The 15,007-nt window shown below is 63.5% G+C and carries 19 protein-coding genes and 1 other RNA gene; 10 read left to right on the forward strand and 10 right to left on the reverse strand.

Annotated elements, in window-relative coordinates; translation table 11 throughout:
- Positions 1 to 15: 15 nt before the first annotated feature.
- Positions 16 to 113, reverse strand: an RNA gene (gene ffs, locus XB14_RS17410) — signal recognition particle sRNA small type.
- A gap of 111 nt (positions 114 to 224) precedes the next feature.
- On the opposite strand from ffs, the gene XB14_RS17415 reads away from it, so the two are divergent.
- The 4 genes from XB14_RS17415 to XB14_RS17430 all read left to right on the forward strand — a co-directional run bounded on the left by XB14_RS17415 (position 225) and on the right by XB14_RS17430 (position 2,790).
- Complete coding sequence (locus XB14_RS17415) at positions 225 to 629, forward strand: HIT family protein (protein WP_077962803.1); 405 nt, start codon at positions 225 to 227, stop codon at positions 627 to 629.
- A 2-nt stretch (positions 630 to 631) separates the two neighbouring features.
- A complete protein-coding gene (nudC, locus tag XB14_RS17420) occupies positions 632 to 1,612 on the forward strand; it encodes an NAD(+) diphosphatase (RefSeq protein WP_077962804.1) in 981 nt (326 codons plus the stop codon).
- A 22-nt stretch (positions 1,613 to 1,634) separates the two neighbouring features.
- Positions 1,635 to 2,342, forward strand: a complete 708-nt coding sequence (locus XB14_RS17425) for a helix-turn-helix transcriptional regulator (RefSeq protein ID WP_077962805.1) — start codon at positions 1,635 to 1,637, stop codon at positions 2,340 to 2,342.
- A gap of 79 nt (positions 2,343 to 2,421) precedes the next feature.
- Entirely contained in the window at positions 2,422 to 2,790 is a 369-nt protein-coding gene (locus XB14_RS17430) for a VOC family protein (RefSeq protein WP_077962806.1), read from the forward strand.
- Between the two features lie 63 nt (positions 2,791 to 2,853).
- Here XB14_RS17430 and XB14_RS17435 read toward each other — a convergent pair whose 3' ends face one another.
- The 3 genes from XB14_RS17435 to XB14_RS17445 all read right to left on the reverse strand — a co-directional run bounded on the left by XB14_RS17435 (position 2,854) and on the right by XB14_RS17445 (position 5,075).
- Complete coding sequence (locus tag XB14_RS17435) at positions 2,854 to 2,991, reverse strand: DUF1127 domain-containing protein (RefSeq protein ID WP_064817013.1); 138 nt, start codon at positions 2,989 to 2,991, stop codon at positions 2,854 to 2,856.
- 450 nt (positions 2,992 to 3,441) lie between these two features.
- Entirely contained in the window at positions 3,442 to 4,293 is an 852-nt protein-coding gene (locus XB14_RS17440) for a prephenate dehydratase (RefSeq protein WP_077962807.1), read from the reverse strand.
- 26 nt (positions 4,294 to 4,319) lie between these two features.
- Positions 4,320 to 5,075, reverse strand: a complete 756-nt coding sequence (locus XB14_RS17445; RefSeq protein WP_077962808.1) for a 3-deoxy-manno-octulosonate cytidylyltransferase — start codon at positions 5,073 to 5,075, stop codon at positions 4,320 to 4,322.
- 156 nt (positions 5,076 to 5,231) lie between these two features.
- Between XB14_RS17445 and XB14_RS17450 the strand changes: the two genes are divergently transcribed.
- Positions 5,232 to 5,903: a c-type cytochrome gene (locus XB14_RS17450; protein ID WP_077962809.1), complete on the forward strand. Its 672-nt coding sequence runs from the start codon at positions 5,232 to 5,234 to the stop codon at positions 5,901 to 5,903.
- Between the two features lie 147 nt (positions 5,904 to 6,050).
- On the opposite strand, the gene XB14_RS17455 is transcribed toward XB14_RS17450, so the two are convergent.
- On the reverse strand, positions 6,051 to 6,995 hold the full coding sequence (locus XB14_RS17455) for an AEC family transporter (RefSeq protein WP_077962969.1): 945 nt from the start codon (positions 6,993 to 6,995) through the stop codon (positions 6,051 to 6,053).
- 243 nt (positions 6,996 to 7,238) lie between these two features.
- Between XB14_RS17455 and XB14_RS17460 the strand changes: the two genes are divergently transcribed.
- The 4 genes from XB14_RS17460 to XB14_RS17475 all read left to right on the forward strand — a co-directional run bounded on the left by XB14_RS17460 (position 7,239) and on the right by XB14_RS17475 (position 10,847).
- Complete coding sequence (locus tag XB14_RS17460; RefSeq protein ID WP_077962810.1) at positions 7,239 to 7,520, forward strand: BON domain-containing protein; 282 nt, start codon at positions 7,239 to 7,241, stop codon at positions 7,518 to 7,520.
- 253 nt (positions 7,521 to 7,773) lie between these two features.
- A complete protein-coding gene (gene cml, locus XB14_RS17465; protein ID WP_077962811.1) occupies positions 7,774 to 8,970 on the forward strand; it encodes a CmlA/FloR family chloramphenicol efflux MFS transporter in 1,197 nt (398 codons plus the stop codon).
- Between the two features lie 103 nt (positions 8,971 to 9,073).
- On the forward strand, positions 9,074 to 9,880 hold the full coding sequence (locus tag XB14_RS17470; protein ID WP_077962812.1) for a MerR family transcriptional regulator: 807 nt from the start codon (positions 9,074 to 9,076) through the stop codon (positions 9,878 to 9,880).
- Positions 9,881 to 9,917: 37 nt separating this feature from the next.
- A complete protein-coding gene (locus XB14_RS17475; RefSeq protein WP_077962813.1) occupies positions 9,918 to 10,847 on the forward strand; it encodes a hypothetical protein in 930 nt (309 codons plus the stop codon).
- A 279-nt stretch (positions 10,848 to 11,126) separates the two neighbouring features.
- Here the strand turns inward: XB14_RS17475 and XB14_RS17480 are convergent, their stop codons facing one another.
- The 4 genes from XB14_RS17480 to XB14_RS17500 form a co-directional block, all read right to left on the reverse strand.
- Positions 11,127 to 11,750, reverse strand: a complete 624-nt coding sequence (locus tag XB14_RS17480; protein ID WP_077962814.1) for a dihydrofolate reductase family protein — start codon at positions 11,748 to 11,750, stop codon at positions 11,127 to 11,129.
- Between the two features lie 12 nt (positions 11,751 to 11,762).
- Positions 11,763 to 12,239: an SRPBCC family protein gene (locus XB14_RS17485; RefSeq protein ID WP_077962815.1), complete on the reverse strand. Its 477-nt coding sequence runs from the start codon at positions 12,237 to 12,239 to the stop codon at positions 11,763 to 11,765.
- Between the two features lies 1 nt (position 12,240).
- Positions 12,241 to 12,573, reverse strand: a complete 333-nt coding sequence (locus tag XB14_RS17490; protein WP_077962816.1) for an ArsR/SmtB family transcription factor — start codon at positions 12,571 to 12,573, stop codon at positions 12,241 to 12,243.
- A 197-nt stretch (positions 12,574 to 12,770) separates the two neighbouring features.
- Positions 12,771 to 13,124 carry a MerR family transcriptional regulator gene (locus tag XB14_RS17500; protein WP_077962817.1) on the reverse strand — a complete coding sequence of 118 codons (354 nt, stop codon included), beginning with the start codon at positions 13,122 to 13,124 and terminating at the stop codon, positions 12,771 to 12,773.
- Positions 13,125 to 13,229: 105 nt separating this feature from the next.
- Between XB14_RS17500 and XB14_RS17505 the strand changes: the two genes are divergently transcribed.
- The gene (locus XB14_RS17505) at positions 13,230 to 14,045 is read left to right on the forward strand and encodes an aminotransferase class IV family protein (RefSeq protein ID WP_077962818.1); all 816 of its coding nucleotides are present in this window, start codon (positions 13,230 to 13,232) and stop codon (positions 14,043 to 14,045) included.
- Positions 14,046 to 14,091: 46 nt separating this feature from the next.
- Here XB14_RS17505 and XB14_RS17510 read toward each other — a convergent pair whose 3' ends face one another.
- Entirely contained in the window at positions 14,092 to 14,730 is a 639-nt protein-coding gene (locus XB14_RS17510) for a class I SAM-dependent methyltransferase (protein WP_077962819.1), read from the reverse strand.
- Positions 14,731 to 15,007: the final 277 nt, after the last annotated feature.

Below are 15,007 nucleotides of genomic sequence, written 5' to 3' on the forward strand. Positions count from 1 at the left end.
GACAGGACGGAGAAGGTGGGAGGCTGGCACGATGACCCGTGCCGGAGCTCGTTGGGGCTGCTTCCTTCCGGACCTGACCCGGTTGGCGAGTGGCTCGTCCACCACCAACCTCCCGGCTTCCATATCGGCAATATCGAAAGCAAATGCAAGCCAAGCCATCAAAAAACTGATATCGATATGCAAAACAAGGCGAATCCGACATTCTCTTTCCCGAGGAGACCCAGTTGACGACCTTCACCCTCGATGAGCGGCTCGAGCGCGACGGCATCCCGATCGCCTCGATCGGCCTTTGCCAGATGCGGCTGATGAACGACCGCCGCTGGCCCTGGCTCGTGCTCATTCCCCAGCGTGAAGGTGTTTCGGAGATCTTCGACCTGACGCCGCTCGACCAGACGATGCTGACCTTCGAAACGAACATGGCGGCGACGGCGCTGAAGAAAGTCACGGGCGCCGAGAAGATCAATATCGGCGCATTGGGCAACATTGTCCGGCAGCTTCATGTGCATATCATCGCCCGCAGCGACGGCGACCCGAACTGGCCGGGACCGGTCTGGGGTTTCGGCAAATCGGAGCCATGGGACGAGAAAGAGCATCAGACCTTCGCAGCCCGCATTCTGGAAAATCTCTGAACATGACGAAATCGATCTTTGACCTTCGCAGCCCGCATCCAGAGCCAAGTACCCTCGTCGCCTTCTCGGAGAATCATCTCGATCGCCAGTCGGAGCACCGCTCGGACGATTGCGTCGAGGTGGCTCTGAAGCATCCGGGCGCGCATTTCCTGGCCTTCTCCGGATCGAAGCTCATCGTCAAGCACGACGAGAAGATCATCGATCCGCTGTTTGCGCCGTACGAGCTCGACGGACTGGAACCGGTTCTCGACGAAACGATCCTGCTCGGCTATCTGTCGAACGGCGAGCCGCGGCTGGCCGTGCCGACGGGCCTCACCGAAGAGACGGTCACCGAGCCCTTCAAGATTGCCGACGGCCGCACCCTCTATCGCCAGCAGATGCTGCCGGAGGAACTGCTCGGCCAGTTCGCGCAGGGCTCGAGCCTGATCACCTGGAATGCCAACAACCGCTTCTGCGGCCGCTGCGCCGGGCCGATGGAAGGCAAGGCGGGCGGCTATCGCCGCGTCTGCACCGCATGCGGCAGCATGGTGTTTCCACGCACCGACCCTGTCGTCATCATGATGACGATCGACCTCGAACGCGATCTTTGCCTGCTCGGCCGCAGCCCGCATTTCGCACCGGGCATGTATTCCTGCCTTGCCGGCTTCGTCGAACCGGGCGAAACGATCGAGAACGCCGTGCGGCGCGAAACCCACGAGGAGTCCGGCATCCACATCGGCCGGGTGCGCTACCATGCCTCGCAGCCCTGGCCGATGCCGCACACGCTGATGATCGGCTGCTATGCCGAGGCGAAATCGACCGTCATCAGGCGCGACGAGCAGGAGCTGGAAGACGTGCGCTGGTTCACGCGCGAGGAAACGATCGCGATGCTTGAACGGTCGACCGGCGTCGCCGACACCGGCGATGCGCATATTCCGCCGCCGAAGGGCGCGATCGCGCACCAGCTCATGCGCGACTGGCTCGCCTGGGGCGAGCGAGAATAGCGCGCTTTAGAGGAGGCCGGCCTTGTCCCGCTCCGAACGGCTGCTCGATCTTCTGCAGGTGCTCCGTCGCTATCGCCAGCCGGTGAGCGGCCAGCGACTGGCGGAAGAAACCGGCGTCAGCCTCAGAACGCTCTATCGCGATATCGCCAGCCTGCAGGCCCAGGGCGCGCATATCGAGGGCGAACCGGGGCTCGGCTATGTGCTCAAACCCGGCTTCATGCTGCCGCCGATGATGTTCTCCGCCGAGGAAATCGAAGCGCTTGTGCTCGGCTCGCGCTGGGTATCCAAGCGCACCGACGACGATCTTGCCGGTGCTGCGGCGAACGCACTCGCCAAGATCGCGGCCGTACTGCCTGCCGAGCTCCGCGAGGAGCTCGACAGTTCGACGTTGCTCGTGGGCCCGAGCCCGCCGGCCACCAACGGCATCGATATTGCGGCGCTCCGGCGCGCGATCCGCAACGAACGCAAGGTGGAACTCGACTACGTCGACAATGACGGAAGCGCGACGCAGCGGACCATCTGGCCCTTTGCGCTCGGCTTCTTCGAGAATGTCCGCATGGTCATGGCCTGGTGCGAGCTGCGCCTGGACTTCCGGCACTTTCGCGCCGACCGCATGCAGCAGATGACGGTGACCGAGGCGCGCTATCCCCGCCGCCGCCAGGTGCTGATGAAGGACTGGCGCGCCAGCCAAACCATGCCGGCGTCCAGCCGCCAGAAGGTCGGCTCCTGACACCGCCTTTCGCGGCGATGCTGACAGAATTTGGCAGCCACCACGCCTAGCCTGAACTTCCTGCAACAGGAGGAAGACCATGGCCAAGGCAAATCTCATCGTTCTCTATGTCAAAGACCCGCTGGCGAGCGTGACGTTCTACCGCAAAGTGCTCGAACAGCAGCCGCTGGTCGAATATCAAACCTTCTCATCCTTCGAGCTGCCCGGCGGTTTCACGCTCGGCCTGTGGGCCGAGCATACGGTCGCGCCGGAGCCGGCGGCATCGGGCAGCCGATCGGAACTGGCCTTCATGGTGGAGGACGAGAGCGCGGTACGCGCGCACTACGAGGATTGGAAGGGGAAAGGCCTGCCGATTGCGCAGGAATTGACCGAGATGGATTTCGGTCCGACTTTCGTCGCGCTCGATCCGGATGGTCACCGGCTGCGCGTCTGCCTCTACGATTCTTAAGCGAGAGGGTATGCAGCGCGCATCCCGCCAGCGTGAAGCGGCGGGATGCGCGAATGGTACGGATTAGCGGCCGTAAACGGCGGCCTGGATCTGCGAACGGGACAGACCGATATCGCTCAGTGCGTGATCGTCGAGAGCGTTCAGCTCGCGGATCGCACGGCGGGTCTTCGCATATTCCATGATCTTCTGACGGATCTTCATCTTTAACACTCCTTACTTGACGAGCGTCAAATAGGCATTTGCCTAAAATTTGTGTAGCGCCACGATTGCAAACTAGGCATGCACCAGACGCGTAGCCGGTTAACGAATTTTTGCCACTTTCACCCCCGTAGGGCGTGGCGAAACCAATGATTCTCTCGGAAAATTGCAGCGAGCGTCACGCTCGTCGCCTGATCGCACGCACGCAATAATGTTAGCCAGATGGCAGGTCCAGGAATGCGTGTCGCGAGAAGATCACAACCACAGGCTTTATCTTGATCAGAAATCAGGCGTAAACTGAGCTTGCAGCCCGAGCGGCAGGGCATGGAGTGTCCACGTCCGCCGCTTCAAGCGGCTCGACGGGCGGCAGCAGCGTCTCGCCGCTTGAACGAGGCCGTCGAGGCTTGCCTGCGCAAGCCTCTTTTCAAGGTTTTGGCGTGGGGCCATGCTCGCTCAGAGCACGCCGCGCATCGGGTGCGCCTTGTAGGTGCCGAGGATGCGGACCTTCTCGGAGAAGAAGCGCAGCTCGTCCATGGCGTGGCGAACGCCAACATCATCAGGGTGCCCCTCGATATCGGCGTAGAACTGCGTCGCCACGAACCTGCCGCCGAGCTGGTAGCTCTCGAGCTTGGTCATGTTGATGCCGTTGGTGGCGAAACCGCCCATGGCCTTGTAGAGCGCTGCCGGAATGTTGCGGACGTTGAAGACGAAGGTGGTGATGATCAGCTCTTCGTCGGTGCGTGCCATGCGCTGCTCTTCGCGGGAAAGCACGACGAAGCGAGTGACGTTGCTTTCGGTGTCCTCGACGTTCTCGGCGATGATTTCGAGACCGTAGAGATCGGCTGCAAGACGCGGCGCCAGCGCCGCCATCGAGCGGTCGCCCTTTTCGGAGACGAGCTTGGCGGCACCGGCGGTATCGCCGGCGACGACCGGCTTCCAGCCGTTGGAGCGCACGATCTTGCGGCACTGGCCGAGCGCATGGATGTGGCTGTGCACGGTGCGGATCTCGTCGCGCGTGACGCCGGGCAGCACCATCAGCTGGAAGCGGATGGGCATGAAATACTCGCCGACGATGTGCAGGCGCGATTCCGGCAGGAGGTGATGGATGTCGGCGACGCGGCCGGCGATCGTATTCTCGATCGGGATCATCGCCAGATCGGCGTCACCGTTCTCGACCGCGACGAAGGCATCTTCGAAGGTCTGGCAGGGCAGCGGCTCCATCGACGGGAACATGTCGCGGCAGGCCATGTCGGAATTGGCGCCATAGTCGCCCTGGAAGGAAATCCTGTTGGTCTTGACGGTCACGGTAGCGTCCTTCTCGGGTTCTGATATCAGCGGATACGGGCGGACAGGATACGGCGGGCCTTTTCCAGCTCCACCGGTGTGTCGACGCCAAGTGGAACCGAATCGACGATCTCGACGTCGATGCGCATGCCGGCTTCGAGCGCACGCAGCTGCTCCAGCGATTCGCGCCGTTCGAGCACGGAGGGCTGAAGCGAAACGAAGCGTTCCAGCGCCTGCCGCCGATAGGCGTAGAGGCCGATGTGGTGATAAAGCGGCCCTTCGCCATGAGGCGCGGTCGCGCGGGTGAAATAAAGCGCGCGCAGGCGCGTGTCCGAAAGCGGCGAACCGACCACCTTGACGATGTTCGGGTTGGTCTTTTCGCTCTCTTCGGTGATCGCCACCGTCAGCGTGGCGATATCAACGCTAGCGTTCTCAAGCGGGTTCAGCGCGGCGCGGATCGCGGCCGGCTCGACCGTCGGCAGGTCGCCCTGGACGTTGATCACGATCTCTGCCTCGCCGTTCGGATCGGCCTTCGTAAGCGCTTCGTAGATCCTGTCTGAGCCGGACTGGTGGTCGATGCGGGTCATGATCGCTTCGAAGCCGGCCTCGCGCACGACGTCGAAGACCTCTTGGTCGTCGACGGCTACGACGACGCGTCCGACGTCCGCTTCCTGCGCACGGGTCGCTACCTGGACGATCATCGGCAGGCCGCAAATATCAGCGAGCGGCTTTCCGGGCAGGCGTGTCGAGGCCATGCGCGCCGGAATGAGTACGATGACTTTTGCTGAATTTTCGCGATTCATGATCTGGCCTTCAAAAACCCCGCCGAAAGTGTCAATAAGTCTCAGTTAGGGGCCGATAATCACTGTTGCAACGCAGAGCCAAAAGACATAGGTTCCGCGCGATTTCAAGATAGGCCGGGTTTTTGTTTGCGCCGGTGGCAAAGGGAGCGTTTGCAGATGAATTCATATGTGAACATGGGCGTGGGTGCCTTTTTGGGGACGGTCTTCGTTCTGATGTCCGTGTCCATTGCGTCGGAAGGCATTTTCCACTCCGAAGCTCCCGAGAAGGAAGGCTTTGCGATCGTGGCCGAAGAAGGCACGTCTGAAGCGGGAGCCGGCGGCGCCGCGGAAGTCGAAGTCGACATCAAGCCGCTGCTGCTCACGGCCGACGCTGCTGCCGGCGAAGCCGTGTTCAAGAAATGCGCGAGCTGTCACACCGCCGACAAGGGCGGCGCAAACAAAGTCGGTCCGAACCTCTGGAGCCTCGTCAACCGTCCGATCGCTTCGCATGAGGGCTTCAGCTACTCGGCAGGCATGAAGACGTTCGCCGAAGGCGGCAAGGTCGTCTGGGACTACGACCACCTCAGCTACTTTATCGAAGCACCGAAGAAGCACGTTCCGGGCACCGCCATGGGCTTTGCCGGCGTCAAGAAGCCGGACGAACGCGCCAACCTGATCGCCTGGCTGCGCGAGCAGGCCGACGCTCCGGCTCCGTTGCCGGATGCGGCTGGCGCCGCCGCCGAAGCCGCACCGGCTGCTGGCGCCGAAGGCGCAAAGCCGGCTGAGGGCCAGGCCGCTCCGGCGACCGAAGCCAAGCCCGCCGAAGGCCAGCCGGCTCCGGCTCAATAAGTTCTGCGGTCGTAAAAGACCCCATGCAAAAGGCCCGGCTCGCGCCGGGCCTTTTCGTATTCGGGAATAGGCGACAGCTACCAGCGCACGAAGCGATGCGGCGGATCCACCGCGTCCGGCGAAACAGCTTGCCGGATTCGGCGGCAATCACATCAGCAGATAGGCCCAGACCGAAACACTGACGACGCCGAGCGCGGTCGTCAGCGTGATCGTCGAGGACGCCAGCGCGTGGCCGACATTGAAGTGATTGGCGATCAGCCAGGCGTTGACGCCCGTCGGCACCGCCGACGTCAGCACCAGCGCCGTCGTCCAGTTGTCGTTGAGGCCGAGCAGGTGGCAGCTGGCGAAGACGACACCCGGCATGACAAGGAGCTTCAACGCACTTGTGAACGAGGCAAGCCCGAGATTGCCGGCAAGGCCGTATTTATCCAGCGCCATGCCGATCGAGATCAGCGCTGCGGGTGCTGCCATCGACGCCAATTGATCGACGACGGTCTTGACCGGCCCGCCAAGCGGCTGGCCGACAAGATGGAACGCGGCGCCGCACGCAAGCCCGATCACCAGCGGATTGCGCACCAGATTGCGGGCGACGCCGGCCAGAAGCTGAAGCGGGCTTTGCCCCGGCTTGCCGCCGGCGCGCCGCTCCGCACGCTCCATCAAGAGAGTACCGGCAATCATCATGACCGGCAGATGCACGGAAAGCAGGATCGAGATCGCGACGATGCCCTCCTCGCCGACGATGCGCGAGACGAGCGGCAGGCCGATGAAAACGGTGTTGGCGAAGGCGGAGGACACGCCGGCGAGAACCCCCATGCGCGCGTCGCGCCCGAAGAGAAACGTTGCCGCCACGTGTCCCAGGGTCCAGGTGACCGCGACGCCCGAGAAATAGGCGACCCAAAGCGGCCAGGGCGAACCGTCCTTGAAATCCGCCTCGGCGATCGTTCGAAACAGCAGAATGGGGACGGCGACGCGAAAGACGAAATCGCCGAGCGCCTCGCCGACAGCCGGTTTCAGATAGCCCAAGCGAACCAGCAGCCAGCCGGCAAGGATCAGGATGAAGATGGGCAGGACGTTCTGGAAGATGTCGGACATGCGCGGGCCCTGGATCACGCCGAGTTCAAGCCGGATCGGCTGAAGATCATCGCGATCGGTTCTCATGAGGTAGAGCGGGAAACGGGCGGAAAACCACGAACTCTTTTCCTCATCCCGCTCCTGGAATGGTGCTGCCAGCAATAACGTTGTTCGTGCCCGCGCCGCAAGCACGCGAACAGCGGAGTGCAGGGAGAGGAACATTCACCGACCGCAGGCGTTCCGCAACAGTATGAGGAACGAACCATGCCGACAGAAAAGCCCACCTACGCGCATCGGGACGATGACCCGCATCTCACCGATGATGCACTTGCCGACAAGGTGCTGCGCTACATCCAGTATGCGGCGATGATCGATACGCGCGACATCTCGGTGATGGCGCTCGGCGGGATTGTGGTGCTTTCCGGCCATGTGGCGCAGGTATCCGACATCGCCTGTGCCGGTGATGCGGCAGCGTCGGTGATCGGCGTCGCCAGTGTCGAGAACCGGCTGTCGGTGAAGCCGGGTGCGGCCGAGCCCGATCCCTGAACCGCAACGGCAATGGTTGCCGCGCAGGGGGCTGGATGATAGGACATACGCCACCATGAGGTATAGGTGTGGCCCGGCGTTACCGCCGGAAGGCCGGCACAGGAGCCGCAGATGAGGACCGAAACGTCAGCAACCAGGTAAGCCGCAACAACGGTTGAATAAGTTGTTGCGGCGTCTGTCGGCTCACAGTCCCAAGATTTGATGAAGTGGCAGTTCGCCGCCGAATGTTTTCCATTTGCGCGGATGTCTCATCATGCCCGATCATAACTCACCCACCTGGTCCTATTCGCTGCCGGCAGCCCTGCTGCTGATGGCGCCCTTCGATATTTTGGCCTCGCTCGCCATGGATATCTACCTGCCCGTCGTGCCTCAGATGCCGGCAATCCTCGGGACGTCGCCGGCGGTCGTCCAGCTCACGCTCAGCCTTTACATGCTGCTTTTGGGGCTGGGTCAGCTGCTGTTCGGCCCACTGTCTGACCGCTTCGGCCGTCGACCGGTGCTTCTTGCCGGCGCGACGCTGTTTGCGCTGTCGTCGCTGGGTCTGGCCGCAACCACCTCGGCGCCGGTCTTCGTTGCGTTGCGGCTCATCCAGGCGGCCGGCGCCTCGGCCGCTCTGGTCGCGACCTTCGCCACCGTGCGCGACATCTATGGCGCGCGCCCGGAGGGCGTGACCATCTACAGTCTCTTCAGCGCCATGCTCTCCTTCGTGCCGGCACTCGGGCCGATTGCCGGCGCGCTGATCTCGGGCGCCTTCGGATGGCGGGCGATCTTCCTGGCGCTCGGCATCCTTGGCCTTGCAGCACTCGGCCAGGTAATGCCGCGCTGGTCCGAAACCCGGCCGGTTACTGCGGCGCAGGTAAAGCCGAGCTTCACGCCCATGCTCAAAAGTGGTGCTTTCTGGACCTATACGCTTGGGTTCAGCACGGCGATGGGCACGTTTTTTGTGTTCTTCTCCACCGCGCCGCGCCTGCTCATCGATCGCGCCGGCTATTCGCAGTTGGGCTTCAGCCTGGCCTTCGCCACGGCCGCCGTCGTGATGATCATCGCCACGCGCTTTGCCAGGGTCTTCGTCGCCCGCTACGGAACCTCCGGATGCCTCGCCCGCGGCATGGCGTTGATCATTCTCGGCGGGCTGCTGCTGGCCGCAGGCGAAGCCATGGCGCCTCCGTCGTTCCAGAGCTTCGTGCTGCCGATGTGGGTGATCGCCTTCGGCATCGTCATGAGCGCCTCGATCACGGCCAACGGCGCGCTCAAGGCCTTCGACGCCATCGCCGGGACGGCCGTGGCGCTCTACTTCTCGATCCAGAGCCTGATCGTCAGCCTCGTCGGCACCGGCGCTGTGCTCCTGCTGGGAGGAGACACAGCATGGCCGCTCGCCGGCTATTGCCTGGGCATGGCGACGATCACGCTGGTGGCGCTGGCGTTTCTCAACCGGCACGAAAAGCGATAGCATTGCGCCTCCCGGAGCAGTCACCTGCTCCGGGAGGCTTCAACCTGAAAGATGGCAAGATGGCTCTTGACCTCGCCCCTGGGGCAGGCCCCAGACTGAATTCATGACCGATTCCTATTTCCTCGCCGGCCGCTTCGGCGCCGCCACAAGACTGTCCCCAAAGGCGCTGAGGCTCTATGCCGAGCAGGGCCTGCTGGTGCCCGCCCATGTCGATCCCGTAACCGGCTACCGCTATTACGCCGCTGCGCAGGCAAGCCGCGCCCGGCTGATTGCCCGGCTGCGCCAACTGGGCCTGCCGATCGCCCGGATCGCGCGGCTGATCGATCTACAGCCCGACGTTCGCCTGACGGAGCTGCGCGCCTGGCTGGAGGTGCAGAGCAAGCGGCTCGAAGATCAGCGCGAACTGGTGGAGGCGATCATCCGGCAATCGGACGGCGGCGACGATGCGCTCGTTGCGACCGTTGCCGTCCGCGACGTCGCGCCTTCGAAGATCGTCTATCGGCAGCACCACGTAACGGTGGACGCGCTCGAGGCCTTCACCGAGACTGCCGAAGCGGAGATCCGCGGCTATCTTGCGCAATCCGGCAAGAGCGACGACGGGCCGATGACGCTGCACTTCCACGAGCCGGTCAATCACGACGGCAAGGGGCTCGTCGAGGTCGCGATCGGCTATGACGGCAGTCTCGAACCTTCCGGCGACCTGCGCATCCGCCTTCAATCGGCGGGACGCGAAGCGTTCCTGGCCGTGGCTGAACCGTTCGAGACCTTTCCGGCCGTGCTTCGCGTCTATGACGCGATCGAAACCTGGTTCGAACAAAGCGACGATCTCAACTGCTTCGGCAGCCCCTACGAAATCTATCCCGGCAGCGGCAGCGCCCGCTTCGATGTCGCCTACCCCATCGTGCGCTGAAATCCCCCGCACGCCCCAATCACTCAAGGACCAACCGATGCAGCACTTTTCCTATGTGGGCTCCGGCCCCTATTGCTACGCCAACTCCTTCGCGATGATGTTCGGCGAGGCCGCGCCTTCGACCGCGATCATCGAGCTTGCCACCGGCAGCCCCTTCGGCATGCAGCTCGTCGGCGGCACGCTACCGTTCTTCGACCCTTACGGCTGGGATCCGGAGGCCGGTTTCGACGGCGCGCTTCAGGCACTCGGCTGGACGTCGCAGGTCAGCAGCGGCGGCGATGCCGAGGATGCGCTTTCGCGTCTGCGCTCGGCGTTGAAGGATAGCCCCGTCTGGGTCGGTCCAGTGGAAATGGGGCATCTTCGGCACCAGCCCGGCATGACGGGACCGATCGAGGCCGATCATTACGTCGTGGTCCTCGCAGTCGATGAGACGCGCGTGCTCATGCACGACCCGCAAGGCTATCCTTACGCCTCCCTGCCGCTCGTCGATTTTATGACCGCCTGGGGCGCCGAGACGCTCAGCTACGGCGACCCCTACACCATGCGATGGGGATTTTCCCGCGTGGCCGACGTGACCGAGGTGGAGGCGATCCGCGCCTCGGTGCCGGCGGCAATCCACTGGCTCTCGATGACGACGGACCGGCTGGTGCCGGTGGGCAGCCTCGGCAACGCCGACGCGGCCGAAGCGCTCGCCGCGCAGATCGAAGAGAATTGCGACAAGAACCTGCGGGCTCACCTCGTCCATTTCGCCGTTCGCGTCGGTGCGCGGCGCGCCGGCGACGCGGCATCCTGCCTGGCGCGGGCGGGCCTTAGCAAATCCGCCGCCATCGCCGGCGAACAGGCACGGCTGATCGGCGCACTGCAGTACCCGCTGGTCCTGCGCAGGGATGCCGAGGCGGCCGAAAGCCTGCGCCTGCTGGCGCCGACCTACGACCGGCTGCTCACCGCTCTGCAAAACGGGGAGTGATCTTAAGGCTAGCGCAATTCCGGACGGAAAACCGCTTCGCACTTTTCCTGGAATTAGTCTCTTAAGCCGCAATTCCGGACGGAAAACCGCTTCGCACTTTTCCTGGAATTGGTCTCTTAGGCCGCAATTCCGGACGGAAAACCGCTTCGCACTTTTCCTGGAATTAGTCTCTTAGGCCGCAACTCCGGACGGAAAACCGCTTCGCACTTTTCCTGGAATTAGTCTCTTAGGCCGCAACTCCGGACGGAAAACCGCTTCGCACTTTCCCTGGAATTGCTTTTAGGCAATGAGCTCCGAGAAACTCTTCGGTCGTGCCGACTTCGCGTCGCGCACCGTCGCGTAGTGAAGACCGACGACGCCGTTGTCGTATCGCTCGCTGCCGATCAGCTGCAGCTCGTTCTTGTCGCGCAGCCGGGCGAACCATGGTTCGCCCGGCGAGACGACCGGGTAGACGAAGAAGTGGTAGCGGTCGACGAGGCCGAGGCCGATCACCGTCTGCGCCAGGCTCGCGCCGCCCGACAGATGGATATCCCGGCCGGGCTCAGCCTTCAGGTCGCTCAGGTAGCGCGAGAGCGCCACGTCATCCGGAACCACTGCCCGCTCGGCATTGTGCCAGGGGCTGATCGCCTGCTCGTCGGTGCGGGAAAAGACGATCTTGCGGTAGTCGCGCATGCGCTTGGCCATGGCGCGATTGGTCTCGCCGCCCGCCTCGTCGTCGAGTGCGCCGGGCCAGTAGCCGACCATTTCCTCATAGGTGGTGCGGCCGACCAGAACCGTGTCGTAGCCGGCGTAAAGGCGGTCGATCGCCCGGTATTGCTCCTCGACGACAGTCCCCATCCAGGCAAGCGGATCGTCGAGGCGGCCATTCAGTGTCGTCATCATCTGCAGCACGATATCGCGCATGGGATCGTCTCCTCAGTGAGATTGCTCGACGAACCGGGCCAGTTGCTCGGCGACCGTCCCCCAGCCGTCGTGGAAACCCATCTCCTCGTGCATCCTTTTATCCGCGCCGCTCCGGTGCATCACATGGGCGGCGTACTCAGTACCGACCGGATGATCGCTGAGTGTGATGATCGCCGTCATGAAGGCGTTCTCCGCCGGCCGCCAGCCGGCAACGAGCGTGTCGGTGAAAACGATGCGCGAGAGGTCGTCGACCGCGAGGAAACAGGCATCGATATGCGGCACGAAATCGCCGCCGCCTTCACTGATCCGCGTCACGAAACTGCCGCCGGGCCTCAGGTCCATGTCGACCACCTTGCATCTTGCCGGCTCAGGAACCCACCATTGCTCGAGCCGCGTGGGGTCACTCCAGGCGCGCCAGACGGTCGCGCGCGGCGCTTTGATGATGCGCGCCATCGTCAGGTCGAGTTCAGGATCAGGAGAGCGGGTCATGTCATTCCTCCTCGTGTTCAGTGACGAACTTTTCCAGCCGGTCGGCACGACCCTCCCAGAGCGCGCGCTGCGCCGAAAGCCAGGTCTCGACCGCGGCGAATTGCGCCTTCTCGATGGCGCAGGTGCGTACTCGGCCCTGCTTGTGCGTGCGGATGAGCCCGCTGCCTTCGAGGAAGTGAATGTGCTTCATGAAGGACGGCAGGGCCATGTCGAAGGGTCTGGCGAGATCGCTGATGCTCGCCGGACCGCGGCCAAGCCGCGAAAGTACCGCGCGCCGGGTCGGATCGGCGAGCGCCTGAAAGATCACGTCCAATCGGTCTGAATACTGTTCCATAAGGCTAAGTATCACGCTCGAACACTTAGCGCAACAGCTAACTATTTGATCGGTCCTGTGCCGCCAGGCAACGCACCATCCCGGTCGCCATTCGTTCTGGCTGAAGCAGGGCGAAGAGGCCTTCCGCGACATGGCCGTGGCGCTGGAGCACGTCTCGGTGATCGGCGGCCTCGCGCTCGTATCGATCCTGTCGCGGCTCAGCCCTCGCCGATCTCGGCCAGAAAGCTCGTCAGCACATTGTGGTTCTGCGCCAGCTTTTCCGTCCTTTCTTCGACAAGGCGGATCTGCTGGCGCAGGGTGACGCGCAGTTCGTCACAAGGCTCGAAGATCGGCCCCTCGCCACGCACGCAGGCGAGAAACTGCAGGATCGTCGGAAGGGTCATGCCGCCGGCGCCGAGCAGCTTGATGCGCTCGACCGTGCGCACCTCAGCCATGTCATAGTCACGGTAGCCACTCTCGGTGCGTCCCGGCTTCAACAACCCTTCCGCCTCGTAGTAGCGCAGCATCCGGATGCTGACGCCGGTGCGTTTCGAAAGCTCGCCGATCTTCATGCAATCACCCTTGAAAGCGCCCCTGAAAGCCCCCTTGACTCTGACAGCGCTGTCAGACCTTAAAGCTATGGCTCCTTCATGCAACCCGCACCCAGGAGCAAGATCATGGCGATCGAAACCACCCACTATCCGGCAGCAATCGACGGCCGCCCGGCCGACGCGGCAGAGATGACAGCGCTCGCCTTCGCCGGCTTCGCGCACTTCACGGCGATCCAGGTCAGGGACCGCAGGATCAAAGGCCTGGACCTGCACCTCCAGCGCCTGCACGGCGCTTCGATCGAATTCTTCGGCCGCGCCTTACCGGACGAAACCCTGCGCGCCCGCATCAGGGCCGCCGTAGACGCAGGCCCGGCGGACCAGTCCCTGACCGTCACGGTGTTTTCGCCGGACGGCGAATTTACCGCCAACAGCATGCAGGGAGACCTCTCGGTTCTCGTGCGCAGCAGCCCGCCCTCCAATGGGCCGAAGGGTCCCTTGCGGCTCACCGTCGTGGCGCACGAACGCCCGCTCGCGGCCATCAAGCACGTCGGCGAATCCGGCAAGACCTATTATCTGCATCAGGCGATCAGGCAGGGCTTCGACGATGCCGCCTTCATCGACCGGCGGGGGCATTTCAGCGAGGCGACGATCTGGAATCTCGCCTTCTGGGATGGCGAAACCGTCATCTGGCCCAAGGCCGAGATGCTGACCGGCACGATGATGGGCACGATCCAGCGGCAACTGGAGCGCCTCGGCGTTCCCCAGCGGCACGAAGAAATCACGCTCGACCGGCTCAAGGAGCTCTCCGGCGCCGCGGTGCTGAATTCCTGGACACCGGGCATCGCCGTCAGCGCCATCGGCTCGACCGCAATCCCGCAAGCCAACACGTTTCTGGATCTGCTGCATCGGGCACACGCAGCCGAGCCGGCAGAGCGGGTCTAGGACGCGTCAAGGCCAGGGCGGTGCGCGAGCCCCCTGGCCTTCAGCCTCAGCGCTTGCGGGCGACGATATAGGGGCGGTTGTCGTTGCTCTTCGACGCGTGATTTTCCGCGGAAAGAATTTCGAAGCCGGCGGCCGCTATGTGCCTGCTCAGCTCAGCCGCGCTGAAGGTTCCCGCATAGGGCGCCAATCCGATTGCGCGCATCGCCGGCAACAAGGCCAGCCGGATCAACGGATTCATGTCTCCGACGCAGGGCGTCTTGGAGATGAGCAGCCCCCTCGACGCAAGCAGGGTGTGGATGCTGTCGAGCGTGGTCGCAAGGTCGCGCACGAGATGCAGATAGTTGAAGCCGAGGACCGCATCGAACTGCCCGCGTTCGGCCGCAAGCGTTTCTGCCGTGGCCGTGCGGAAGGCGAGGTTCGGGACCAGGTCGACGGCATACCTCTCCCTTGCAATGGCGATCATCTCGGCTGAAAAGTCGGTCGCAAGATAGTCGCGCACATCGCCCGCCAGCCGAAACGCAGTCGTTCCGGTGCCGCAACCGAGTTCGAGCACCCGGTCATCGGGCAGAAGCAGGGCGCGGGTTCGGTCAAGCGTGTGCTCATAGCCCGCCGGGTCCGCAATCGTTCCCTTGGCGTATCGCCGCGACGTCCGGTCCCAGAAACGCGCGTCGCTCGCCAAACTCATGCTGCCCTCCCCAGGTCGCAACCAGACCCCCCCCGCGCGATGGTCGGAGCCGGTGCCACGCCGGCCAGGGAAAACCTGCCGAGATCCAACGGCTACCGATACCAACGAAGGTCGCCAGATAGCGCGGAAACGTCAACACCTGGCGGAGAACCGGCCTTCGATCGCCAAAGAGCCGGCCGCGCAACTCAAGCCAGGCGAGCCCAATCGACGCTTTCAAACAAATCTATTGATACGCTTGCTACTCTCACGGAACTCCGGCCCGTTTCGTGGGTTGGAC

Origin of the sequence: Ensifer adhaerens (assembly GCF_002007205.1) — a bacterium.
Taxonomy (GTDB): Bacteria; Pseudomonadota; Alphaproteobacteria; order Rhizobiales; family Rhizobiaceae; genus Ensifer; species Ensifer adhaerens_D.